The following is a 23,894-nucleotide window of genomic DNA, read 5'->3' as shown; positions in this document are numbered from 1 at the left end:
GTCGGGGCCCGACGCGCGGTGCGCGTCAGGTGGTGGCGGGGTCCGCCGGGGGCGGCGGCGGGGTCGTGGACGACGCCCGGGAGAACCGGGCGAGCGTCGCCGTGATGTTGTCCCGGCCGCCCTGGGCGTTCGCCCAGTCGACGAGCGCGCCCGCGAGCGTCTGCGGGTCGTCGCCGACACGGTCCTGCGTGCTGCGCACGAGGGCCGCCAGGTCGGGCGCGGGGGAGCAGTAGTTCCACAGGCCGTCCGAGCACACGAGCAGCCAGCCGTCGCGGTCGGGCAGCGTCGCGGCCGTGCGGGCCACCGGGTCGGGGGCGTCGGGGCCGAGCCAGCGCGTGATCGCGTGCGCCTGCGGCGACGTCTCCGCCTGGGCGCGCGGGACGCCCTGCGCGATCATCTCCTGCGCCCACGAGTCGTCGACGCTGAGCTGGTGCGCGTCGCCGTCGTCCGGGATCCAGTAGGCGCGCGAGTCGCCCACCCAGCCCGCCACGACGAGCGGCCCGTCGAGGACGGCCGCCACGAACGTGCACGACGGCGGGTTCTCGCGGTCGGCCATCGTGCCCACGGTCGCGAGGATCGCGTCCTGCGCGGCGCGCGACGCGTCGCCGAGGAGCGCGGACCACGCGCCCATGCGCGCCGAGGCCTCGCCGGTCACGGGGTCGGGCCCGTCGGGGGCGCCGGCCGCGAGCACGTCGCGCGCGGCGCGGGCCGCGGCGAGGCTCGCGACGTCGGAGTCGGGCGCGGAGGAGACGCCGTCGCACACGACGAGCGCCGCGAACGCCCGCTCGGCCGTCGCGGACGGGCTCGCCGCGAGGGCCATGGCGTCCTCGTTGCGCGAGTGCCGCACGCCCCGGTCGCACACGCCGGCGACCCAGCTCGCGGGCCGCTCGGCCCAGTGGTCGCGCTCGGACGCGGCGGGCTCGCCGCACTCGGTGCAGTACCCGTCCTCGGCGACCCGGCCACCGCACCGCACGCACGGGCGCGCGCCGGTCTCGGTTCCGTCGGTCTTGGCGGAGGCCTCGCCCGCCGACGCGGCGGTCCCGGCGTCGGTCCCGGCGTCGGGACCGGGCCAGCCGTCGCCGGTCCCGGCCGCTGCGGGGTCCGTCACGGCCTCGGTCGCGGGGTCCGCGGCAGGTCCGGTCCCGGCGACCAGGTCCGGCGCCGCGGGGAGCGGGGCGAGCGGGGTGCCGCACGCCTCGCAGAACCGGGCGCCCTCAGGCGACGGCTCCCCGCACGCCGGGCACGCGAGCACGCCGCTCGGCTCCGCGACCGTGCCGCCCGGCACCGGTGCGGGCGCCGCTGACTCGCTCATCGGATCGTCCACCGGCGCACCTCGTTCGCGCGGTCCACGAGCGTGATGCGCTCGTCCCGCGAGTCGGTGAGCGACGCGAGCTCGCGGTACGCGCCCTCGAGCGCGTCGCGCAGCGCGGGCTCGTCGGCGGGCACGCCGGCGATGCGCGTGGTCGGCTCCGGGCCGGAGGCCGTCACGGTGTCGAGCGCGGAGCGCAGGACGCCCACCGCGAGCTCGGCCCGCTCGCGCGGCGCGATCGCGACGGTCGACACGCTCGCCATGGCGTCGGCGAGCGCCGGGAGTCCGCGGCCCGACGCCGCGAGCAGGTGCGCACGGAGCGTGCGGGACTCGACGTACGACCCGCGCGTCGGGCCGACGAGGTCGAGCGCGTGCAGCGCGCCGTCGAGGTCGCCGCGCGCCTCGCGCACGCGCATGAGCCCGAACGCGGCCGGCGCGGTGTAGTTCGCGTCGGTGCGCGCGCAGATCACGTAGAGGGACTCGGCGATGTCGGGCTCGCCGCTCAGCTCGCAGGCCGCGGCGAGCGCGAGCTTGGGCGCGAGCTCGCCCGGCACCTGCCCGTAGACGGCGTTGAACGAGGCGCGTGCCGCGACCGGGTCGCCCTGCGCGAGCTCGCCCAGGCCACCGATCCACGCGGCGCGCCACTCCCACGGGTCGTCCGCGAGGATCGTCGCGATCGTGTCGCGCAGCACGTCGAACCGCTCCGCCTCGATCGCGGCGCGGGCTCGGGCGAGACGCACCTCGACCGTGTCCTCGGGCGCGTCGGCGAGCGCCGCGAGGCGCGCGTCCGGGTCCACGACGTTGACCCCGGCGAGCCAGCTCGCCATGGGGTCGTGGTCGTCGCGCCGCAGCGTCGGCAGCTCGTCCCACGCGAGCGGGCGGGACGCGACGTCCGCGACCGGCGCCTCGAACAGGACCGAGGCCGCGGAGTGCAGCGCCGGGTTGCCCGGGCCGGCGTCGGCCGCCACGACCTCGCGCAGGACGCCGAGGAGCTGCGTGCGCATCTCGTCCGCGGTCGCGAACCGGTCGGCCGGGTCGAGCGCGCACGCCTTGGCGAGCAGGCGGTAGAACGAGTCGTACTGCTGGAACACCGGGGTGTCCGCGACGGGCGGGAGCGAGGCGACGTACGTCGTCGTGTTCCCGCGGAAGTCGAGGACGAGCGTCGCGAGGGTGCGGCCGATCGTGTAGATGTCGGACGCGACGGACGGCCCGACCTCCGCGACCTCGGGCGCCTGGTAGCCGACCGTGCCGAAGATCGCGGACGTGAGGTCGTCGGTGCGGCGCACGCCGCCGAGGTCGATGAGCTTCACGCCGTCGCCCTGCTGGATGACGTTCTCCGGCTTGAAGTCGCAGAACAGCAGGTTGTGGTCGTGCAGGTAGGCGAACGCGGGGAGGATCGCGAGGACGTAGGCCAGGGCCTGGTCCACGGGCATCGGGGCGATGACCCCGTTGTTGTCCTCCCGGCGCTGCTGGAGGATCTCCTTGAGCGACTCGCCGCCGACGTACTCCATGACGGTGTAGCCCGCGCCGTCGTGCATCGCGAAGTTGTAGATCTCGACGATGAGCGGGTGCTCGACCTCCGCGAGGAACTGGCGCTCCGAGATCGCCGCCGCGTACGCGTCGGGGTCGCCCGAGTTGAGCAGGCCCTTGAGCACGACCCACCGGCCGGACACGTTCTGGTCGCGCGCGAGGTAGATCCAGCCGAGGCCGCCGTGCGCGAGGCAGCCCACGACCTCGTACTGCCCGCCCACGAGGTCGCCCGGCTTCAGCTGCGGCGTGAAGTCGAAGCGGTTGCCGCAGTGGGGGCAGAACCCGGAGGTGCGGCCGGGCTGCCCGTCGCGCCCGCGGCCCACCTTCTCGCCGCACGCGGGGCAGAAGCGCTTGCGCTCGGCGACCTCGGGCACGGCCATGACGGACTGCAGCGGGTCGCGGACGGGCACCGACGGGACCGTCGTGAGCCCCGCGCCGAGGCCGCGCCCGCGCAGCCGTGTCGAGGACGTCCCGACGCGACGGGTCGCCTTGGAGCCGGTCGCGGCGGTGCGCGCCGAGCCGAGCGCGGTCGACGCGAGGCGGCTCGAGCTCGTGCGGCCGGTGCGCGTCGAGCGCTCGGCGTCGGGGTCGCCAGCCCCGGCGGTGCCCGGGCGGCCCTGCACGAACCCGGTGCCGAGCATGGCGGACGGCGAGGCGGCGGCCGCGCTGCCGGGCGCGGGCACGCCGGTGGTGCCGCTCGCGGTGGGCGTCGGGGCGGCGCCGGAGCCGCCCGCGGGCGCGCCGCAGACGTTGCAGTAGCCGTCCTCGATGGTGCCCGGGCAGCCGGGCTCCGAGCACGGGACGGTCGCGGTGGTCGTCACGACGACGCTCCTTCCGGGGTGGGCAGGTCGCGGGTGAGGAACTGGTACTGCTCGACGAGGAACCGCGCGAGCGTCACGTCGCACGGTGTCGTCTCGACGGCCTCGCGCGCCTCGGCGAGGCCGGAGCGCACCGTGGGGGACGCCGACCGGCCGTTGGCGTCGGCCCGCGCGGCGAGCCGCTCCAGGCTGTACCGCAGCTCGGCGCGGGCGCGCAGGGGGCGGGTGTAGGCGTCCTCGACGGTCTCGACGGCGCGGGCCACGGTCGCGAGCCGGGCCGCGTAGGCGTCGAGCTCGAACCGCGAGTCGGGCACGGGGCCGAGGCGCGAGACGTCCGGGACGGCGAGCCGCGGCGGGTGCGCGATCTCGCGGCGGCAGCGCGCGACGAGCTCGCGCAGGGCGGGCTCGCGCGCCTCGAGCGCGGCGCGCTGCTCCTCGGTGCGGGCGCGGTCGCGGCGCAGCTCGCGGCGTTGCGCGGACGCGACGATGAGGTCGCGCTCGGCGCGCGCGACCTCGGTCTCGAGCTCGGCGAGCGGGCCCGACACGTCGGCGCCGCGCGCCGCCTGCGCGACGAGGTGGTCGAGGCGCCCCCGGAGGGTCTCGACGCGGCCGCGCGCGTCGGCGTCCGAGCCCGCGAGGTCCTCGCAGCGCACGAGCTCGGCGCGCACGCCGCGCAGCCGCGCGACCTGGTCGGCCGTGTGCGGGTCGAAGGACAGGCGCGTGCGCAGCTGCACGACGAGCGCGTCGCACAGCTTGACCGCCTCGACGAGCGAGACGAGCGCGGCGCCCGAGCCCGAGTCGAGCCGGCCCCACAGGAGCTGGGAGATCCTCTCGCGCGCGACGGCGTCGGCCCGGCCCGAGTCCCACACGGGCCGGATCTCGTCGGCGCGCGAGCGGATCGCCTGCCACAGCGACAGCGCGAGCACGAGGTCGGCGGTGTAGGCGTCGGGCGTCGCGGCGGCCTGCGCGGCGGCGTCGAGCCGGTCGAGCTCGGTGCGGCGCTCGTCGAGCCAGGTCTCGAGCGCGCCGAGGTACGCCAGGAGGTCGGCGGCGGGGATCGCCTCGCCGAGCCGTCCCGGCGCCTCGGGTGCGGGGGTGCGCGTCACGGCGTGCGGCCGTACACCGCGGCCGGCGGGGTCGGGGCCGGGCCGAGGCCGCCGAGCCACTCGCCGTAGATCGCGGCCCAGCGCCCGTCGGCCTTCATCTGCTCCAGGACCCCGTTGACGAACCGCACCATGTCGACGTTCTGCGCCGGGACGCCGATGCCGTAGGGCTCGTCGCTGATCGCCTCGCCGACGACCTTCGCGTACGGGTCCTGGGCGGCGAAGCCCGCGAGGATCGTGTCGTCGCCCGTGATCGCGTCGACCTTGCCCTGCTGGAACAGCACGAGGCACTGCGTGTGCGTGGTCGCGGGGACGGGCTCGATGCCGGAGAACTGCTCGAGGCGCGTGAGCGTCGTCGTGCCCTCGGGCGCGCACACGCGCTGACCCTCGAGGTCCGCGATCCCGTTCGCGGTCGAGTCGCGCGTGACGAGCACCTTCTGCCCCGCGTGGTAGTACTCCGCGGAGAACGCGATGGACTCCCAGCGCTCGCAGTTGATGGTGAACGCACGGGCGACGAGGTCGACCTCGCCGTTCTCGAGCACCTCGAGCCGCTGCCCCGACGTGATGACGCGGAACTGCAGGCGGTCGGGGTCGCCGAAGATCGCGCGCGAGACCTCGTGCAGCACGTCGATGTCGAAGCCCTCGATCTGGCCCGACAGCGGGTTGCGCGCGCCCATGAGCAGCGTGTCCGCCGAGACGCCGACGACGAGCGCGCCGCGGTCGCGGATCGTGGCCATGGTGCTGCCGCCCGGGAGGGCGTCCGGGCCGGGCAGGGCGCCCTCGGGCGCGTACGAGGCGAGCGGGTCGGCGCACTCGGCGGGCGCGGCGGGCGCGGCGGGCGCCGCGGGGGACTCCTCGGTCGCCTCGTCCTGCGGGGTGGTCGTCAGGCGCAGGTCCTCCGCACCGGACGGCCCCGAGCACGCGCCGAGCACGAGCAGCGCGGCGAGCGCCGAGGCGACCCCGGTCGTGACGGCGCCGGCCCGGCGTGCGCGCGTGCCGGTGCGGCGGGTCCGGGCGGGCCGGGCGTGGGGGGCGGGCGTCGTGGTCACCGGTACTCCTCCAGTCGTGCCGTCACGCCGCGCCACGCGAGCAGCGCCGCGACGAGCCCTGCCGCGAGCAGCAGCCAGCCCGCGACGGTGGCCGTCGTCGCCGCGCCGTCGAGGCGGTCGCTCGTCGCGGCGGCGTTGGTCTCGATGTCGTCGCGCGCCGCGGCCGAGAACGCGTCGAACGCGGCGTTCGGGCTCTCGGGGTCGGTCGCGGTCGCGAGGGCGACCGCGTCGTCCCACTGGCCCGCGTCGTCGAGCGTGCGGATCTCGGCGTGCCGCGCGACCCAGGCGTCGAGCGCCTGCGCCGTCGTCCCGTCGAGGTTGCCCTCGGTCGCGGCGGTGTCGAGGCGCGCCGCCGCGTCGTCCGTCGCGGCGACGAACGACTCCTCGTACGTCTGGCCCGAGCCGCGCTTGATGAGCGTGAACGCCTCCATGGACTTCGCGTCGTTCGCGAGTGAGTAGGCCTGCGACGCGGCGAGGGTCGCGGCGTACGGACCGGTCCGCACGTCGTGCGCGCGGGCGCTCGCCTGGGACAGCAGGACCGTCGAGACGACGCCCACGACGAGCACCACGGCCGTCGCGACGGCCAGCCCCACGTTGAGCACGCGGTGGGTGCGCCGCGCGAGCCAGACCTGGCTCGCGAGCAGCACGGCGAGCGCGAGGAGGCCGGCCGCGAGCACCCAGAGCGCGTTGCGCACGCCCGAGAAGTCCGCGGCGACGCGGTCGGCGTCGTCGAGCACGACCTCGTCGAGCGCGGGGAGCATCTGCTCGCGCAGGATCGTCGAGGCCTGGTCGAGGTACGCGGACCCGACGGGGAAGCCCTGCCGGTTGGTGGCGCGCGCCTGCTCGACGAGGCCCGTGTAGACCGTGAGGTCGGCGGCCACCTGGCCCAGCAGCGCGGCGTCCGCCTCGTTGCTGCCCGAGAGCGTGGCGAGGCGGTTCGCGGCCTGGTCGACGAGATCGTCGTACCGCGCGCGCTGGTCGGCGGGCTCGAGGCCCCCGACGAGGAACGCCCCGGTCGCCGTCGCGTCCGCGGCGACGAGCGCGTTGCGGACCTCCTGGACCCCGACGAGCTGGGCCGCGTCCTCGCTCGCCGCGGCGAGCGCGCGCGACTGGAGGCTGCCGGCCTGGAACCCGAGGGCACCGAGCGCGAGCGCGGCGAGCACGCACAGCGCCATGACGAGGCGCAGCTTGCCGGGCGTGCGTCGCAGCGCGCCGCGCGCGCGGGACACGGCGGCGCTCTGCGACCCCTGCGGGACGACGGCGCCGCCGCCCGGGGCGGTCAGGGCACCACCCGGCGCGGGGCCGCCGGCCGGGACGATCTGCTGGCCCGCCGGGCGGACCGGGGTGGTCGTCATGCGTTCTCCTCGGCGCTGGAGGGTGCGGTCTCTGGTGCGTCGTCGGTGGCGGGGCGGTCTGTGCCGTCCGTGCCCTCCGCTGCGGATCCGGCCGGCTCGACCTCGGCGGGCTCGGCCTGCGCGTCCTCGGGTGCGGGCGGGTCGAGCGTCGCGAGGAGCGCGGGAGCGCCCTCGCCGTCCACGAGGTCGACGGGCAGGAGCAGGCGCAGCTCGTCGATCGTCGGGGCGTCGACGTCCTTGAGCCGCCACGCGTGGCGCGCGATCGCGGCGTCGAGCACGTTGCGGGCCCAGCGGGCGTTGCCGAACCCCTCGGTGCGCGGCTGCGCCGCGGCGAGCCGGGCGAAGACGTCGAGCGCCTCGGGGGTCGGCTCGAAGTCCGCCCGGGAGGCCATGCTCGCGAAGATGTCGCGCAGCTCGGCGTCGGCGTAGTCCTCGAACGTGATGGTCGTGGAGAACCGCGACTCGAGCCCGGGGTTGGTCGCGAGGAAGTCGGCCATCGGGCCGGGGTAGCCCGCCACGATGACGACGAGCTCGTCGCGGTGGTCCTCCATGTCCTTGACGAGCGTGTTGATCGCCTCGGCGCCGTACTGGTCCTCCGCGAGCCCGTACGCCTCGTCGACGAACAGGACGCCGCCGAGCGCGGTCGCGACGACCTCCGACGTCTTCACGGCCGTCTGCCCGAGGTAGCCCGCGACGAGCTCCGAGCGGTCGACCTCGACGAGGTGGCCCTTCTCGAGCAGCCCGAGCGCGCGGTAGATGCCCGCGACGAGCCGCGCGACCGTCGTCTTGCCGGTGCCCGGGTTGCCGAGGAACACGAGGTGCCGCGTGAGCGTGGGGCGGGTCAGGCCCGCCTCGGTGCGCAGCTTCTCGACGCGCAGCAGCTCGGTCTGGCGGTGGATCTCGTCCTTGACGCGCGTGAGGCCGGTGAGCGCGTCGAGCTCGGCGAGCAGCTCCTCGATCGAGCGCGCGGGCTCTTCCTCGACGGCCGTGTCCGCAGCGATCTCCGTGGCGGTGGCCGTCTCCGCGCTCCCGGCGGTCGCGTCCGCCGTCGTGCCCGACGCCGGGGCGGGCGTCGTGCCCGACGGCGCGGTCCCGCCCCCGGTCCCGCGCGCGCCGAGCGCGTCGAGGATCGACGCGACGGACGGGACCTCGGGGGCCGGGCGGCGCAGCGCGTCGAGCGAGCCCTGCGCGGCGAGCAGGTCACCGAGGTCGAACGGGTCCGCGCCGCCCGTCGTGCGGGGTGCGGCGAGCGGGCCGCCCGCGGCGGGCACCGTCGTCGGGCCCGACGGCGCGCGGCTCGCAGCGGGAGCGGCCACCGGGCCGGCGCCGGCCTGCTGGACCGCGGCCGTCGCGGCGGCGGCCCCGGCGACGTGCGGGCCGGGGGAGCCGAGGCGCGCGGCCGCGCGGGCGACGTCGGCGAGCGCCTGCCCGTACGCGCTCGCGTGCTTCGAGCGCGCTGCCCCGAGGGCGGCGAGGACGTCGGTCTGGGATGTGCGCCAGCGCCGGGCGCTCGACGCCGCGGTGAAGAACGCGCCCGTCGCCGCCGGGTCGTGACCCAGCGCGGCGAGCCACGCCGCCGGGGCGCCGGGGGAGGACTCGGCGACGGCCGCGGCGAGGCGCGCGCCCTCGTCGCGGGCGGCCTCCTCGTCGACGCCCGCGGCGCGCGCGGCGGCGTCCAGGGCGTCGAGCGCCGCCGCGAGGGTCGGGGTGTCCGGGGTGGTCACGGTGCCTCCAGCCGTCCGGGCTCCGACGGCGGGCCCGGCTGCGGCGTGCCCCGGCCCGCGTCGGGGTCGAGCGCGATCGACGAGTCGCGGAACTTCTCCGCGAGGAACGCGCCGTGCGCGACGAGGGCCGCGGCGTCGGCCCGCGAGACGGCGTCGGAGATCTTGTCGAGCGTCACGCCGAGCAGGTCGAGCTGGTCGCACAGCAGCATGAGCGACGTCTTGCCCTGCGCGACGACCCGCCGGTCGGCGAAGTCGCGCGGCAGGCGCAGGTACGCGCCGACGGCCTCGGGCAGGTAGCTCGTCGCCGTCGCGACGACCGTGTGCGCCTGCTGCGACCCACCGCCGAGGCGGTCGAGGCGCGGGACCATCTCCTCGACCGTGCCGGTGATGCGGTGCACGCGCGCCGTCACGGCGGGCGGCACACGCCCCTCGATCTGCTGCTCGACCCGCTCGACCGACGCGAGGATGTCGGTCGACGTCGGCGGGGCCGGCAGCTCGTGCTCGGGCTCGGGCGCGGAGGACCGGCCGCCGAGGCGGCCGATCACGTCGGAGAACCAGCCCATCTAGCTCGGGGTCCGATCTGTGGTGCGGGGAGGGGTGGTCGGGGGACGGCGCGTCACAGCCGGCCGATGTCGAGCGAGCCGCTGCCCGCCTGCGACTGGTCGGAGCGGCGTGCGCGGTCCAGGTACTCGTTCGCCTTCGTCGTCTCGGTCTCCAGGACGCCGATGGTCTGCGCCATGGAGTCGAGGGCCTGCGTCTTGAACGTCGAGATCGAGTCGAGCGTCGCGTAGATGTTGGCGAACGCCTGCTGGAGCTGCGGGAGCCCGACGGTCGCGCTCGCGGCCTGCTGCTGGATGCTCGCCGACTGGTCCGCCAGCATCTTCGAGGTCGACGCGATCATGTTCGACGTCGTCGTGTTGAGCGCCGTGATCTGGTCGAGCACGAGCTTCTGGTTCGCGAGCGCCTGCGCCACGATGACGGCGGTGCGCAGCGCCGAGATCGTCGTGGTCGTCGCGCGGTCGACGCCCTTGATGAGCTCGAGGTTGTTCTTCATGATGATGTCCATCGCGAGGTAGCCCTGGATGGACACCGCGAGCTGCGTGAGCAGGTCCTGGTGCTTCTGGCGCACGTAGAACAGCACGTCCTCGCGCAACGCCTGGGCCCGCTCCGGGTCGCTCGCCTCGATCTCCGCGATCTTCGTGGACAGCTCGGTGTCGAGGCGCTCGGCGATGAAGATGTACTGGTTGAGCCGCGCCATCGTGTCCCAGAGGTTCTGCTTCTCCAGGTTGAGCGCGGCGTTGTCCTTGCGGAGCTCGTCCTGGCCGTTGTACAGCGACTGGACGATCGCGTTGAGCTGCTTCTGCGAGCTCTCGTAGCGGCGGAAGTAGTCCTGGAGCTTCCCGCCGAACGGGATGAGGCCCAGGAACTTCTTCCCGACGCTCGCCTCGCTCGGGTCGAGGTCCTCCACGGTGCGGCGCAGCTCGAGCAGCGACTTGCTCACCTTCGAGCTGTCGGACACGCCGCCCTCGCGCAGCTCCTTGACCGGCATCTCCAGCATGCGGTTGGAGACGTCGGCCGCGGCGCGGATGTCCTTGTCGCCCATCTTGCGGACGTCGTCCGCCTTCGCGCCGAACTCGGGCGAGCGGGTGTCCGTGGTCAGGAGCTGGTCGAGGTAGGACGACACCTTCGACTCGAGACCCGGGATGGCCGCCTCGTCGATGCGGGGCGCGAGCGCCGGGGCCTGGGTCGCCGCGACGGGCTTGACGGGCTCCGGGGCGCTGAGCGTGAGCGTCTCCGTCGGGGCGGGGGGCTGGAGCGGTGCTGCCTCGGTCATGTCGGTCCTTCGCTCGTGCGTGCCGTCGGACGCCGTCGGTGGCGGGTGGAGGACGCCCTCGCGGGCTCCCCCTCGACCCGGGCGAACCGGGTGGAACCGGCCTGCGCCGGTCGGGCGAGTATATCTACGACCGGTGGCCGGATCTTTACCCTTTCCGGGGATCGGGAGGGTGAGAACTCCCCATGTCAGACCAACGTTCGGGCCGTCCGCGAGTTCCGCCGTCGGCTCGCGCGGGCACGTTCCGGGGACGCCCGGGGGTGCCGGACGTGAGCGGGGCCCGGACGGCTGGCGAGCCCTGGTCGCCGCCCGCCTGCGCCCGTCGGCCGCTCACGGTCGGTGACGAGGTCCTTGCGCTCCGTCGACGGCACGACGCTCCCGCTCGTGCCGATCGGACGTGAAGGCCTCGATCACGAGCTCCGCCGCGCGCACGTTCTCCTCGGGCACGTGCACGTCGTAGAACCAGGTGCGCCCTTCGCCGTCGGGGGTGAGCGCGACGGTCACCGCCTCCGCGAACGCCTCCCGCGCGGGACGGAGGGTCGGCCGCTCGCGGTCGAGCTCGACGACGACCAGGTCCCGGAGGTCGTCCTCCGAGAGGCCCAGCAGCGCGTCGAGCACGTGCCCGAGCTCGTGCCGCACCGTGGTGCGGACGTGCTGCTCGAGCAGCTCTCCGTCGACCGCGTCGCCGTCGTCACCATAGGCGGCGACGTCCTCGACGATCCAGACCCGCGGCGCCTCCCCGGGCCGCACCGCCGCGTCGGCGAAGCCCCACCACCCGACGCCGCCCGGGACGAACCGCCACCGCACGTCGCACACCGGCAGCCCACGGGCCCCGAGCCGCTCGATCTCCTCCCACGCGATCGCGTTGACGACGCCCGCCACGTCGTCGGGCACGCACGACGTCCCGGGCGTCACGGGGGAGTAGGCGGCGAAGCGCGGGGACGGGACGGTCGCGGGCCGGTCGGCGCTCGCGGTCGAGCCGACGAGCGTGGCGGGGACGGCGAGGAGGAGGGCAGCGCAGAGCGCGCGACGGCGAGCGTGCCCCCAGCGACTCACGTACCGGAGAGAGGAGAATGCGCCGTTCCTGATACCTGGGTGACGAAGAGGCCCGCCTCGGCCAACACGAGCGTGTGGACTTTCGTGCCGCCGGGCACTACCAGGCTGGCCCGGGCGTGATGCGCGTCGCGTGGGGGTCGTGCGTGGTGCCCCGAGCAGGACTCGAACCTGCAACCTACGGATTAGAAGGCCGTTGCTCTATCCATTGAGCTATCGAGGCGCGCGCCCATCGTAGTGGGAGCCGGGCGTGCTCGGGAGGTGGGGCCGCGGCGGTGGAGCCGCAGGTCGGGTGGTCGTGCGTCGTCCGGCGCGTGCGTTTGGCGGGGCCCTCGACAGCGGTCACTATGAACCAGTGAGAACCCCAGACGCCGCCACGAGCGACGCGAGCGCCACCTCGGCCGGCCGGTCGCCGGGCTCGTGGCGCCCCGCTCAGGCGACCGAGGAGCTCGGTGTCACGGTCTTCGACGTCGCGCGCGACCTGCGCCGCGACGTGGCGGACGTGCGCCTCCCGCTCGCGATCGACGGCGCGACCGAGGCCGACGCCTCGCGCCGCCGTCTGCTCACCCAGCTCGACGAGCACCTGCTGCCGCGGCTGCGGGAGCTGTCGTCCCCCGCGATCGTGGTCATCGCGGGGTCGACGGGCGCGGGCAAGTCGACGCTGTACAACTCGCTGCTCGGCGAGGAGGTGTCGCAGGCGGGCGTGCTGCGGCCCACGACGCGCGAGCCGGTGCTCGCGTTCAACCCGCTCGACGCGGACGTCATCGTCGAGGGCCCGGTGACGCGCGTGGCGCGCGTGATCGACCACGACGGCGTGCCGCGCGGCACGGGCCTGCTCGACGCCCCGGACCTCGACTCGCTGCTGTCGGAGAACCGGGACACCGCGAGCCTGCTCCTCGAGGCGGCGGACCTGTGGCTGTTCGTCACGACGGCGTCGCGCTACGGCGACGCGCTGCCGTGGCAGGCGCTGTCGCGCGCGAAGGAGCGCGGGGCGAGCGTCGCGATGGTCCTCAACCGCGTCCCGCGCGAGACGCTCACGACGATCCGCGGCGACCTGCTGCAGCGGCTGCGCGACCACGGCATGGACGGCGTGCCGCTGTTCGTCGTGCCCGACGTCGGCCCCCACGAGGGCCTGCTCGACCGCTCGGTCGTCGCGCCGGTCGCGCGCTGGTTGACGATGCTCGCGGGCCCGGACCGCTCCCGCGCGGTGATCGTGCGCACGCTCAAGGGGTCGCTCGCGGCCCTGCCCGACTGGGTCACCGGCGTCTCGGACGCGGTGGAGGAGCAGGTCGAGGCCGCGGCGGACCTGCGTTCCGCCGTCGAGCGGGCGCTGCCGCCGGTGCAGGAGGCCGTGCGCCGCGCCGCGCTGGACGGCGCCGTCGCGCACGGGTCGCTCGAGGCGCGCTGGTCCCAGGTGACGGGCGCCGGGCGGGTCGACCGCGTCAAGGTGCGCGGCGGCGTCGTGCGGTCGTCGCGCCGCCGGGGCCGCGCACGCGACCTGGTGCTCGCCCCGCTGCTCGACGAGACGCGCGACGCGGCGCGCCGCACGCTCGCCGCGGACGGTGTCCTCGCGTACGAGGCGCTGCGGGCGGCGCTCGACGGCGACCGCCCGCTGCCCGGTGGGGCCGACGTCCTGCCCGCCGAGGACGCCGCCGCCGCGCGCCGGGAGGCGTCGGCCACGACCCAGGTGCAGCAGTGGGCGACGCGCGCCGAGCACGTGGTGGCCGCGCTCGGGGCGCCGTCGGCGTCGGAGGCGGGCCGTGCCGCGGTGAAGGCCTTCGGGGAGACGGGCGTCGCGGCGCTGCTCCTCGCCGGCGCGGCGGGGAACGACGACGCCGCCCGGCTCGTGCGGACCGTGCTGGCCGACGAGGGCGACGAGGCGGTCGCCGCGCTGCGCGACGACCTCGCCGACCGGGCCGCGACCATGGTCGAGCGAGAGGCGGAGCCCGTCCTCACGACGCTCGCCGACCCCGCGCTGGCCGCGGACGCCGCCGTCGGCCTGCGCCTACGACTCGCCGAGCTGAGGAGGCTCATGTGACGTCCCACGACGCCCAGCTGCGCGCCCGGGTCGACGACCTCGCGCGCGCGGTGGACCTCGCGGGCGACCGCCTCGACCCCGTCGTCGCGGCCCAGGTGCGCGACGCGATCGGCGGCGTGCGCGAACGGCTCGCGCTCGGCGTCGACCACACCGTCGTCGCGCTCGCGGGCGGCACCGGGTCGGGCAAGTCGAGCCTCTTCAACCGGGTGTCGCGCCTCGACTTCGCGGACGTCGGCGTCAAGCGGCCCACGACGGCCCGGGTCACGGCGTGCTCGTGGAGCGACGCCGCGACGGCGCTGCTCGACTGGCTCGACGTCGACCCCGAGCGTCGCATCACGCGCGACGGCGAGCTCGACGCCGAGGACGAGTCGGCGCTCGGCGGTCTCGTCCTGCTCGACCTCCCGGACCACGACTCGATCGAGCCCGCGCACCGCGCGGTCGTCGACCGGGTGCTGCCGCTCGTGGACCTGCTCGTGTGGGTCGTGGACCCGCAGAAGTACGCCGACGACGCGCTGCACTCGGGCTACCTGCAGAAGTCGACGGGGCTCGAGGGCTCCATGGTGGTCGCGCTCAACCAGATCGACACCGTCCCCGAGGCGCGCCGCGCGTCGCTCGTCGAGGACATGGACCGCCTCCTCCAGGAGGACGGGCTCGACGGCGTCTACGTCACCACCGTCTCGGCGCGCACCGGCGAGGGCCTCGACGAGCTGCGCTCCCTGCTCGAGCAGGCGGTCGCGCGGCGCAGCGTCGCGGCGAGCCGCGTCGCGGGAGAGCTCGACCGCGCCGGGGCGCTCCTGCTGGAGCAGCTCCCGGGCGACGTCCCGTGGACGATGAGCACGGCCGTCGAGGAGGAGGTCGACGCGCTCGCCGACGCGACGGGCCTCGCCGCGGTCGCGGGCCAGGTCGGCGCGGCCGTGCGCAACGGCTACGGGCGGCCCGAGTTCTCGCCGCCGCAGCCCGACGCCGTCGCCCTGTCGCGCTCGCGCTGGCTCGCGCGTGCCGGGCGCTCGCTGCGGTCCGGGTGGCAGAAGGCGCTCGACGAGGCCGTCGCGCCGTCCACGCGCGTCGCCGAGGCGACGCGGTCCGCGCTCGCGAAGATCCCGCTCGACACGCGGGGGCCGTCGTCCGCGCGCCCCACGCGTCGCGCCGCCTGGTCGGCGCTCGCGGTCGGGGTCGTGGCGGGGGTCCTGGCGGTGCTCGGGTCGCTGCGCGTGCTCGACCTGGGGCGCACGCTCGTCACGGTGTGCGCGGTCGTGGCGGCGGTCGCCGTCCTGGGCGCCGTGGTCGCGTTCCTCGTCGCGCTCCAGGTGCGGCGCACGCTCGCCCGGCGCCGCGAGCAGCAGGTCCTCGCCTCGGGGCGCGGGGCGATCGAGCGGGTCGTGCAGGACGCGATGGGCCGGCCCACCCAGGAGCTCCTCGACCTGCACCGGCAGGTGCGCGAGCTGGCGCAGTCGGCGCGGGACAAGACGCCCGCCGCGCCGCTCACCGGGGCGCTACGGCTACCCCCAGGCATGGACGGCGCAGGCCCGTCCACAGGCGAGGGTCCGACGCCGGACGGCACCGCCGCTCCCACCGCACCCTGAGGCGGTGGCCGGGACCTGCCCGGCCGTCGACCTCAGGAGGAACCATGCCCGGTGACGTCACGGTCACGCTGTCCGGCTTCGTCGCGACCACGCCCACGCTGTTCCGCTCGCAGTCGGGCAACGACTTCACGAGCTTCCGGATCGCCCAGACCCGGCGCTACCTCGACCGCGAGCGCGGCGAGTGGGTCGACGGCCGCACCCTGTGGTTCACGGTCAAGGCGTGGAAGAACACCGCGCGCAACGTCGCGCTCTCCCTCCACAAGGGCGACCCGGTCGTCGTCACGGGCCGGCTCTCGCTCGACGAGTGGGACGGCCCGGACGGCCCGCGCACGAGCCTCGTCGTCGAGGCGACGGCGCTCGGCCCGGACCTCACGCTCGGCGAGGCGCGGTTCACGCGCACGGTGCACCGGCGCGACGACGACGCCGCGCGCCGCACCGAGGGCGGCCCCGCCGACGCGGTCGACGGCGTCCCGGCCGGCACGCTCGACCCGACCGGGGAGTCCGACGTCGCGGGTGGGGGAGATGCGGGCACGGGGCCGGGCGCCGGTCACGGTGAGCCCGCTCCGGGTGAGCCCGTGCGCGAGGAGCCTCCGGCCGACGACCCCTGGGCGACGGCGGACGTCGCAGCGGCGCTGGGCGGGGAGCCCGACGCGGCGGGCGCTCGTGCGCCGCGTGCTCGCACCGCCCGGAAGGGGAGCGCGACGGCGGCCGCCTGAGCCGCGGGACGGGGCGGCGCCGTGACCTTCGACCGGTCGCGGCGCCGTCGGGCGCGTCCCGGCGGCCCGACCGCGTAGGCTGAGTGGTCGACGAATCTCGTACCTCTCCCGACCGAAACGGTGGAACGACAGGCTGTGGCTGAGTTCATCTACTCCATGTACAAGGCGCGCAAGGCGCACGGAGACAAGGTCATCCTCGACGACGTCTCCCTGAACTTCCTGCCCGGCGCCAAGATCGGCGTCGTGGGCCCCAACGGCGCCGGGAAGTCCACGATCCTCAAGATCATGGCCGGCCTGGACACGCCGTCGAACGGCGAGGCGCGCCTCTCCCCGGGGTACAGCGTCGGCATCCTGCTCCAGGAGCCGCCGCTCAACGAGGAGAAGACGGTGCTCGGCAACGTCCAGGAGGCCGTGGCCGACATCCTCGCCAAGAAGCAGCGCTTCGACGAGATCTCCGCGCTCATGGCGGAGCCCGACGCGGACTTCGACGCGCTCCTCGCCGAGATGGGCACGCTCCAGGAGGCCATCGACGCCGCCGACGCGTGGGACCTCGACTCGCAGCTCGAGCAGGCGATGGACGCGCTGCGCTGCCCGCCGCCGGACGCTGACGTGTCGGTGCTCTCCGGTGGTGAGCGACGCCGCGTCGCACTGTGCAAGCTCCTGCTCGAGAAGCCGGACCTGCTGCTGCTCGACGAGCCCACGAACCACCTGGACGCCGAGTCCGTGCTCTGGCTCGAGCAGCACCTCGCGACGTACCCGGGCGCGATCCTCGCCGTCACGCACGACCGCTACTTCCTCGACCACGTCGCGGAGTGGATCTGCGAGGTCGACCGCGGTCGCCTCTACCCGTACGAGGGCAACTACTCGACGTACCTGGAGAAGAAGCAGGAGCGCCTGCAGGTCCAGGGCAAGAAGGACGCGAAGCTCGCCAAGCGCCTCAAGGACGAGCTCGAGTGGGTCCGCTCGAACGCGAAGGGCCGCCAGACCAAGTCGAAGGCGCGTCTCGCCCGCTACGAGGAGATGGCTGCCGAGGCCGAGCGCACGAGGAAGCTCGACTTCGAGGAGATCCAGATCCCGCCGGGCCCGCGCCTGGGCAACCTGGTCCTCGAGGCGTCGAACCTGCAGAAGGGCTTCGACGGCCGCCAGCTCATCGACGGCCTGAGCTTCACGCTGCCGCGCAACGGCATCGTCGGCGTCATCGGCCCGAACGGGGTCGGCAAGACGACGCTGTTCAAGACGATCGTCGGGCTCGAGCCGCTCGACGGCGGCGAGCTCAAGGTCGGCGAGACGGTGTCGATCTCCTACGTCGACCAGTCGCGCGGCGGCATCGACCCGAAGAAGACGCTGTGGGAGGTCGTGTCCGACGGCCTCGACTTCATCAAGGTCGGCAACGTCGAGATCCCGTCGCGCGCGTACGTCGCGTCGTTCGGGTTCAAGGGACCGGACCAGCAGAAGCCCGCGGGCGTCCTGTCCGGTGGTGAGCGCAACCGCCTCAACCTCGCGCTCACGCTCAAGCAGGGCGGCAACCTCCTGCTGCTCGACGAGCCGACGAACGACCTCGACGTCGAGACCCTGGGCTCGCTCGAGAACGCGCTGCTCGAGTTCCCCGGCTGCGCCGTCGTGGTGTCCCACGACCGGTGGTTCCTCGACCGGGTCGCGACCCACATCCTCGCGTACGAGGGCACCGAGGAGAACCCGGCGAGCTGGTACTGGTTCGAGGGGAACTTCGCCTCCTACGAGGAGAACAAGGTGGAGCGCCTCGGCGCGGAGGCGGCCCGCCCGCACCGCGTGACGTACCGCAAGCTCACGCGCGACTGAGCGACCCTCGTCGCACGGCTCCGACGCCGGGCGGGACCCGTTCCCGCCCGGCGTCGGCGCGTCCGGGCCCGTCCTGGCCGGCCGAGCCCGCGGGAAGGTTGTGCCGTCGGGAACGCGAGCCGTCGGCCCGTCCAGACCTCCAGGCGTCCCCGCCGTCAGGACCTCGGGGGTCCAGCCGGGCGGGACCGTCCCCGCCGTCCGTGGCGGCTCGGCGACGCGGAAAGGCGTTGACGCCGCCCGTCGGAGGTCGCGAGGATCCCTCGGCATGATCCTCGACCTCGCCCCCGCACGCGTGCGCCCCTCCTGGCCCGACCTCCCGGCGGTGGTCCGCGCCGCCGTCGAGACGCGGCTGGGCGCCAGGGTCTCGGGGTGGAGGAGCCACGACGGCGGCTACTCGCAGGGGCTCGCGTCGACGCTCCGGACCGACGCGGGCGACGTGTTCGTCAAGGCGGTCGGGCCCGAGCACCCCTTCACCGCCGACCTGTACCGGCGCGAGGCGCGGACCGCCCGGGCCCTGCCCGACGCGACGCCGGCGCCCGCGCTCCGGTGGGTGCTCGACGACGACCTCGACGGCGCGGGCGCCTGGGTCGCCCTGGCGTTCGACGCGGTGCCCGGCCGGGCCGTCGCCACGCCCTGGCGGGACGACGAGCTCGCGGCGGTCGCGGACCTCGCGCGCCGCATCGGCGAGGTCGAGGTCCCTGCCGACTCCCCGCTCCCGCGCTTCGCGGACACCGTGGAGTGGCGCGAGTGGGAGGACCTCGCGGACCGTCGTCCGGCGGGCCTGAGCACGTACGACCCCTGGGTCGCGACCCGGCTCGACGCGCTCGCTGCGCTCGCTGCGCCGTGGCCCGAGGCCACGGCGGGGAGCCGGCTCGTCCACGGCGACCTGCGGGGCGACAACGCGGTGCTCGTCGACCGCGGCGCCGTCGCGGTCGACTGGCCGTGCGCCGCGCGGGGCGCCGCGTTCTGCGACGTGGTCGGCATGCTCCCGGCGGTGCAGGTCGAGGGCGGCCCGCCGCCCGAGGAGGTGCTGCGGCGCCACCCCCTGCCGCGCGACGTCGAGCCCGACGCCGTGACCTCCTACCTCGCTGCGCTGACCGGCTACTTCCTCACGTCCTCGCTCGACCCGGCGCCGCCGGGCATCCCGCACCTGCGCGCGTTCCAGCGGACGCAGGCGGAGGTCGGGGTGGCGTGGCTCCGGCATCGCGTGGGGGAGTGACCCTCCGCGAGATCGGCTCGTGCGGTCGGGCTCGACCGTCGCGGAGGCGAGCTCGACCCGTGCGCGTCGGTCTCGGCGGGCGTGGTGCGCGCCGCTGTTGTGTCATATCGGGCCTGGCCAGCGGCGTTCCGGCAGACTGGCGGGATGACGGCCAGCGGTGACTCCGGAGACGACGCGGTCCACCCGGACGCGTCGGCCCCCGACGGCCCGCGTCCCGACGGCCCGCGTCCCGACGACCTGCGTCCCGAGGGCACGCGCGCCGGTGGGGTCGCGGCGGGCGCCGCGGCGACCACCGAGCTCGTCGAGGCGCTGGAGATCCTGCGGGGGCGGCTCGCCGCGACGCGGCTCCCGCTGGACCTGCCCGGTGCCGCGCTCGCGCGCGAGGACCTCGGCCTCGCGGTCCACCAGCTCGACGACTACCTGCTGCCGCGGCTGCGCTCGCACGCAGCGCCGCTGCTCGTCGTCGTCGGCGGGTCGACCGGAGCCGGCAAGTCGACGCTCGTGAACTCCCTGCTCGGCGAGCACGTCTCGGCACCGGGCGTGCTGCGCCCGACGACGCGCGCGCCCGTCCTCGTGCACCACCCGCTCGACGAGCGCTGGTTCTCGACCGACCGCGTGCTGCCCGGGCTCGCGCGCGTGAGCGAGCACGGCGCGCGGTCCGCTGCCGTCGGCACGTCGACCGGCACGTCGACCGGCGCCTCGACCGGCACATCGACCGGCGCCTCGACCGGGAGCAGGACCGGGCAGCCGGCCACCCCGGCGGACCCGACGCGCACGCTGCGCCTCGTGGCGAGCGACGCGCTGCCGCAGGGCCTCGCGCTCGTGGACGCGCCCGACGTCGACTCCGTGGAGACCGCGAACCGCGAGCTCGCGGCGCAGCTCCTCGCCGCGGCCGACCTGTGGCTGTTCGTCACGACGGCCGCCCGTTACGCCGACGCCGTCCCGTGGGACCTCCTGCACCGCGCCGCCGAGCGCCGCGCCCAGGTCGCGATGGTGCTCGACCGGGTGGACCCGGGCGCCGAGGCCGTGGCGGACGACCTGCGCCGAATGATGGACGAGAACGGCCTCGACGCCGCGTCGCTCTTCGTCGTGGGGGAGTCCGAGCTGGTCGACGGCTTCCTCCCCGAGCAGGCGGTGGCCAAGGTGGCGTCGTGGCTGTCCGCGCTCGGGGCGGACGGCGACGAGCGGGACCGGGTCGCGACCGCGACGCGCGACGGGGTCGTGGACGACCTCGTGCGCCGGGCGGTCCTCGTGGCGGGTGCGTCCGACGCGCAGGCGGCGTCGGACGCGCGGCTGCGCGCCGTCGTCGAGCGCGCGTACGACGAGGCGGCGACGACCGTGGACGCCGCGACGAGCGACGGTGTGCTGCTGCGTGGCGAGGTGCTCGCGCGCTGGCAGGACTTCGTGGGCACGAGCGAGCTGTTCCGCTCGGTCGAGCAGGGCGTCGGCCGGGTGCGCGACGCGCTCGCGGCGTTCTTCCGCGGGCGTCCGGCGCAGGCGCCGCAGGTCGAGCAGGCAATCGCGCACGGCCTGGAGGCGGTGGTCCTCGACGCGACGGACGCCGCGGCCGAGCGGGCGTACGGCGGGTGGCGCGCGGACCCGGCGGGGTCGGCGCTGCTCGACGGTCTGGATCTGGCGCGGTCGTCCGCGGGCGTGCGGGCGCGCGTCGCGGAGGAGATCCGGGGCTGGCAGTCCGACGTGCTCGACCTCGTGCGCGAGCAGGGCGCGGGCAAGCGTGGCGCTGCGCGGGCGCTGTCCTTCGGGATCAACGGGCTGGGGCTGAGCCTCATGGTCGTGGTGTTCGCCTCGACCGGCGGCCTGACGGGCGCCGAGGTCGGGATCGCGGGCGGGACGGCGATCCTCGCGCAGAAGCTCCTGGAGGCCGTGTTCGGCGACGACGCCGTGCGGCGTCTCACCCGGACCGCCCGCGAGCGGCTCGCGGAGCGTGTGCGGGTCGTGCTCGACGACGAGGCGCTGCGCTACACCGCGCAGCTCGACGCGCTCGGGACGGCCGACGCCGACGAGACCGCCCGCTCGGTGCTCGAGGCGGCGCGCGCGGTCGAGGCGGCGGCCCGGGTCGAGCGGTCCGCGCGCCCGGACCGCGCGGCCGGTGGGGACGGCGGCCGGTCCGCCGTGGGCCGGCACGCCGCGCGCCTCCTGCGCGGCGCGGGGTGGACCCCGCCGCCCCCGGACGAGCCCGCGGCCGCGCCGGAGGGCGAGGCGACCGAGCCGGCCCGGCGGCCGGGGTTCTGGCGCCGCCTGCTGGGCGGTGAGCAGGCATGACGATCGACCTCGCGGCCCGCACGACCGCGCTGGAGACCGCCGTGCGCGCGGGGGAGGGGCGCGTCGACGCCGACCTGCTCGCGGACGCGCGGACCGTCGTCGCCCGGGCGCGCGAGCGTGCCGGGCTCTCGGCCGACCACACCGTCGTCGCTCTCGCGGGTGCGACGGGCTCCGGGAAGTCGTCGGTGTTCAACGCGCTCGCCGGCACGGAGCTCGCGACGGTCGGGGTGCAGCGGCCCACCACGTCCCACCCGCTCGCCGCGGTGTGGGGCGCGTCCGGGCCCGCCGCGGGTCCGGCGGGACCGGCCGCGCTCCTCGACTGGCTGGAGGTGCGGCGGCGGCACGAGATGGGGACGCCCCTCACGTCGGGCGACCCCGCCGACGCGCGCGCGGGCGGCGGCCTGCGCGCGCTGCTGCGCGGTCGCCGCGCAGGCGAGCTGACGAGCGGCCTCGTGCTGCTCGACCTGCCCGACCACGACTCGGTCGTCGTCGAGCACCGCGTGCGCGCGGAACGTCTCGTCGAGCGGGCCGACCTGCTCGTGTGGGTCGTCGACCCGCAGAAGTACGCCGACGCCGCGCTGCACGAGCGCTACCTGCGCCCGCTCGCGGGCCACGGGTCCGTCGTCGTCCTCGTGCTCAACCAGGTGGACCGGCTCACGCCCGCCGACGCCGACGCGTGCCTCGCCGACCTGCGCCGGCTCGCGGCGGAGGACGGGCTCGCCGACGCGCGCGTGCTCGGCGTCTCGGCCCGCACCGGCCAGGGCCTGGACGAGCTGCGCGGTCTGCTCGCGGACGCCGCGGCCCGGCGTCGTGCGTCGAACGACCGGCTCGCGGCCGACGTGCGGGCGGTCGCGCGTCGCGTCGCCGCGGCGTGCGGCGAGCCCGTCCCGGAGCGGGCGGCGCGCCGCGCGCGTGACGGCCTGGTCGACGCCCTCGAGGCCGCGGCGGGCGTCCCGACGGTCGTCGCCGCCGTGCGCGGCTCGGCCGTGCGGGACGCGCGCGCCGCGACGGGCTGGCCCGTGACGCGCTGGGTCGGCCGGTTCCGGCCCGACCCCCTGCGCCGCATCGGGCTGCGCACCGGCCCCGCGCCGGGCTCGTCGCGCGCGCGGGCGGCGAAGGAGCTGGGCACGGCCGACACCGCGAGCCGGCCCGAGCTCGCGCGGACCTCGCTCCCGGCGGTCGGTGCCGCGCTGCGCGCCGGAGCCCAGACGGCCGTGCGCGACTACGCGGCCGAGGCCACCGCGGGCGTGCCGGACGACTGGGCGCTCGCCGTGCGCCGTCGGGCGTCCGAGGGCGCGGCCGACCTCGCCGACGCGCTCGACCAGGCCGTCGCGGGGACGGAGCTCGAGGCGGCCCGCCGTCCGGTGTGGTGGCGCGTCGTCGGCGCGTTCCAGTGGCTCGTGCTCGCGGCGCTCGTCGTGGGCCTGCTGTGGCTCGCCGCGCTGTGGGGTTTCACCTACCTGCGCCTGCCGGAGCCGCCGACGCCGGTCCTCACGCTCGGCGGGCCGGGGGCCCCGGAGCTCCCGTGGCCGACGCTGCTCGCGCTCGGCGGGATCGTCGTGGGCGTGCTCGTCGCGCTCGTGTCCCGCGCCGCGGCCGCGGTGGGCGGACGTCGGCGGGCCGCGCGCGCCCGACGGCGCCTGCGCGACGCCGTCGGCCAGGTGGCCGACCGCCGGGTGCGGCTCCCCGTGGGCGAGGAGCTCTCCGCGCTCGCGAGCTGCCGCGCCGCCGCCCTCGTCGCCGCGTCCTGAGCTGCACCCCTCCTGACGCCGAGCACGCGGTTCTCGTCGTCCTGGGCGCCAGGACGACGAGAACCTCGTGCTCGGCGCGGAGGGACCTCGTGGTCGGCGGGCCGGTGGAGAATGGACCCGGTCCGGTGACCGGGGCATCCGTCCTGCCGGTCGCGCCGGGCCGCCCGTCGAGCGAGAGGACCCTCCATGACCCGTCTGCACGTCCCCGTCTCCCTGCGGTGGTCGGACCTCGACGCGTACGCGCACGTCAACAACGTCGAGATGTTCCGCCTGCTGGAGGACGCCCGCATCACCGCGTTCTGGACGCACCCGGACGCGGGCGAGGACGCCTGGCCGACGGCCGTGCTGGAGACCGGCCCCCACGCGACGAGCCACACGCTCGTCGCGCGCCAGGAGATCGAGTACCTGCGCCCGCTCGGCTTCACGCGCACGCCCGTCCGCGTCGAGCTGTGGATCGGGCACCTCGGCGGGGCCAGCCTCGAGGTCTGCTACGAGGTGCACGACGGCGCCGCGCGCTTCGAGCGCACCGGCCCCACCTCGGGCGGGGCGCCGTACGCGAAGGCGGCGACGACGATCGTCGTGGTCGACGCCGCGACGGGCTCGCCCCGGCGCATCAGCGAGGCCGAGCGCGCCGCGTGGGAGCCGTTCGTCGAGGAGCCGCTGACGTTCCGTCGGCGCCGCTGAGCCCTCGGGGCGGCGGCGCGCGCCGCCGCC

General features: G+C 76.1%; 17 protein-coding genes and 1 tRNA gene. 8 read left to right on the top strand and 10 right to left on the bottom strand.

From position 1 onward, the window contains the following. Positions 1–25: 25 nt before the first annotated feature. From AC3WT4_RS12455 to AC3WT4_RS12410, 10 genes are all read right to left on the bottom strand, one after another. Entirely contained in the window at positions 26–1,312 is a 1,287-nt protein-coding gene (locus AC3WT4_RS12455) for a PP2C family protein-serine/threonine phosphatase (protein WP_492315578.1), read from the bottom strand. Continuing rightward, on the bottom strand, positions 1,309–3,660 hold the full coding sequence (locus AC3WT4_RS12450; RefSeq protein WP_074810607.1) for a serine/threonine-protein kinase: 2,352 nt from the start codon (positions 3,658–3,660) through the stop codon (positions 1,309–1,311). Before AC3WT4_RS12450 ends, AC3WT4_RS12455 begins: the two co-directional genes overlap by 4 nt. Further along, a complete protein-coding gene (locus AC3WT4_RS12445; protein ID WP_074810737.1) occupies positions 3,657–4,763 on the bottom strand; it encodes a hypothetical protein in 1,107 nt (368 codons plus the stop codon). The genes AC3WT4_RS12450 and AC3WT4_RS12445 overlap by 4 nt, the downstream gene beginning before the upstream one ends. Further along, the gene (locus AC3WT4_RS12440) at positions 4,760–5,809 is read right to left on the bottom strand and encodes a glutamate ABC transporter substrate-binding protein (RefSeq protein ID WP_492315577.1); all 1,050 of its coding nucleotides are present in this window, start codon (positions 5,807–5,809) and stop codon (positions 4,760–4,762) included. The genes AC3WT4_RS12445 and AC3WT4_RS12440 overlap by 4 nt, the downstream gene beginning before the upstream one ends. Then, positions 5,806–7,164 carry a GlnX family signal transduction membrane protein gene (locus tag AC3WT4_RS12435; protein ID WP_492315576.1) on the bottom strand — a complete coding sequence of 453 codons (1,359 nt, stop codon included), beginning with the start codon at positions 7,162–7,164 and terminating at the stop codon, positions 5,806–5,808. The genes AC3WT4_RS12440 and AC3WT4_RS12435 overlap by 4 nt, the downstream gene beginning before the upstream one ends. Continuing rightward, on the bottom strand, positions 7,161–8,888 hold the full coding sequence (locus AC3WT4_RS12430) for an AAA family ATPase (protein ID WP_492315575.1): 1,728 nt from the start codon (positions 8,886–8,888) through the stop codon (positions 7,161–7,163). Before AC3WT4_RS12430 ends, AC3WT4_RS12435 begins: the two co-directional genes overlap by 4 nt. Continuing rightward, positions 8,885–9,451, bottom strand: a complete 567-nt coding sequence (locus AC3WT4_RS12425) for a hypothetical protein (protein WP_074810597.1) — start codon at positions 9,449–9,451, stop codon at positions 8,885–8,887. The genes AC3WT4_RS12430 and AC3WT4_RS12425 overlap by 4 nt, the downstream gene beginning before the upstream one ends. A gap of 53 nt (positions 9,452–9,504) precedes the next feature. Beyond that, positions 9,505–10,722 carry a toxic anion resistance protein gene (locus tag AC3WT4_RS12420; protein WP_021482025.1) on the bottom strand — a complete coding sequence of 406 codons (1,218 nt, stop codon included), beginning with the start codon at positions 10,720–10,722 and terminating at the stop codon, positions 9,505–9,507. Between the two features lie 327 nt (positions 10,723–11,049). Continuing rightward, a complete protein-coding gene (locus AC3WT4_RS12415) occupies positions 11,050–11,775 on the bottom strand; it encodes a hypothetical protein (RefSeq protein ID WP_492315574.1) in 726 nt (241 codons plus the stop codon). A gap of 144 nt (positions 11,776–11,919) precedes the next feature. Continuing rightward, positions 11,920–11,995, bottom strand: a tRNA-Arg gene (locus AC3WT4_RS12410). A 132-nt stretch (positions 11,996–12,127) separates the two neighbouring features. On the opposite strand from AC3WT4_RS12410, the gene AC3WT4_RS12405 reads away from it, so the two are divergent. From AC3WT4_RS12405 to AC3WT4_RS12370, 8 genes are all read left to right on the top strand, one after another. Then, the gene (locus AC3WT4_RS12405; protein ID WP_492315573.1) at positions 12,128–13,810 is read left to right on the top strand and encodes a GTPase; all 1,683 of its coding nucleotides are present in this window, start codon (positions 12,128–12,130) and stop codon (positions 13,808–13,810) included. Continuing rightward, positions 13,807–15,393, top strand: a complete 1,587-nt coding sequence (locus AC3WT4_RS12400) for a P-loop NTPase family protein (protein ID WP_492315572.1) — start codon at positions 13,807–13,809, stop codon at positions 15,391–15,393. The genes AC3WT4_RS12405 and AC3WT4_RS12400 overlap by 4 nt, the downstream gene beginning before the upstream one ends. A gap of 44 nt (positions 15,394–15,437) precedes the next feature. Then, positions 15,438–16,109: a single-stranded DNA-binding protein gene (locus AC3WT4_RS12395; RefSeq protein ID WP_492315571.1), complete on the top strand. Its 672-nt coding sequence runs from the start codon at positions 15,438–15,440 to the stop codon at positions 16,107–16,109. Positions 16,110–16,244: 135 nt separating this feature from the next. Next, positions 16,245–17,927, top strand: coding sequence for an energy-dependent translational throttle protein EttA (gene ettA, locus AC3WT4_RS12390; protein WP_021483138.1), 1,683 nt, complete (start codon positions 16,245–16,247; stop codon positions 17,925–17,927). A 265-nt stretch (positions 17,928–18,192) separates the two neighbouring features. Continuing rightward, positions 18,193–19,146: a phosphotransferase family protein gene (locus tag AC3WT4_RS12385; protein WP_492315570.1), complete on the top strand. Its 954-nt coding sequence runs from the start codon at positions 18,193–18,195 to the stop codon at positions 19,144–19,146. Positions 19,147–19,290: 144 nt separating this feature from the next. After that, entirely contained in the window at positions 19,291–21,429 is a 2,139-nt protein-coding gene (locus AC3WT4_RS12380) for a dynamin family protein (RefSeq protein ID WP_492315569.1), read from the top strand. Further along, positions 21,426–23,180, top strand: coding sequence for a GTPase (locus AC3WT4_RS12375; RefSeq protein ID WP_492315568.1), 1,755 nt, complete (start codon positions 21,426–21,428; stop codon positions 23,178–23,180). The genes AC3WT4_RS12380 and AC3WT4_RS12375 overlap by 4 nt, the downstream gene beginning before the upstream one ends. 186 nt (positions 23,181–23,366) lie before the next feature. Then, positions 23,367–23,864, top strand: a complete 498-nt coding sequence (locus tag AC3WT4_RS12370) for an acyl-CoA thioesterase (protein WP_043658693.1) — start codon at positions 23,367–23,369, stop codon at positions 23,862–23,864. Positions 23,865–23,894: the final 30 nt, after the last annotated feature.

This window comes from Cellulosimicrobium sp. EB106-03-01-XG111, assembly GCF_058792115.1.
This window is presented reverse-complemented; position numbering and strand designations above follow the sequence as displayed.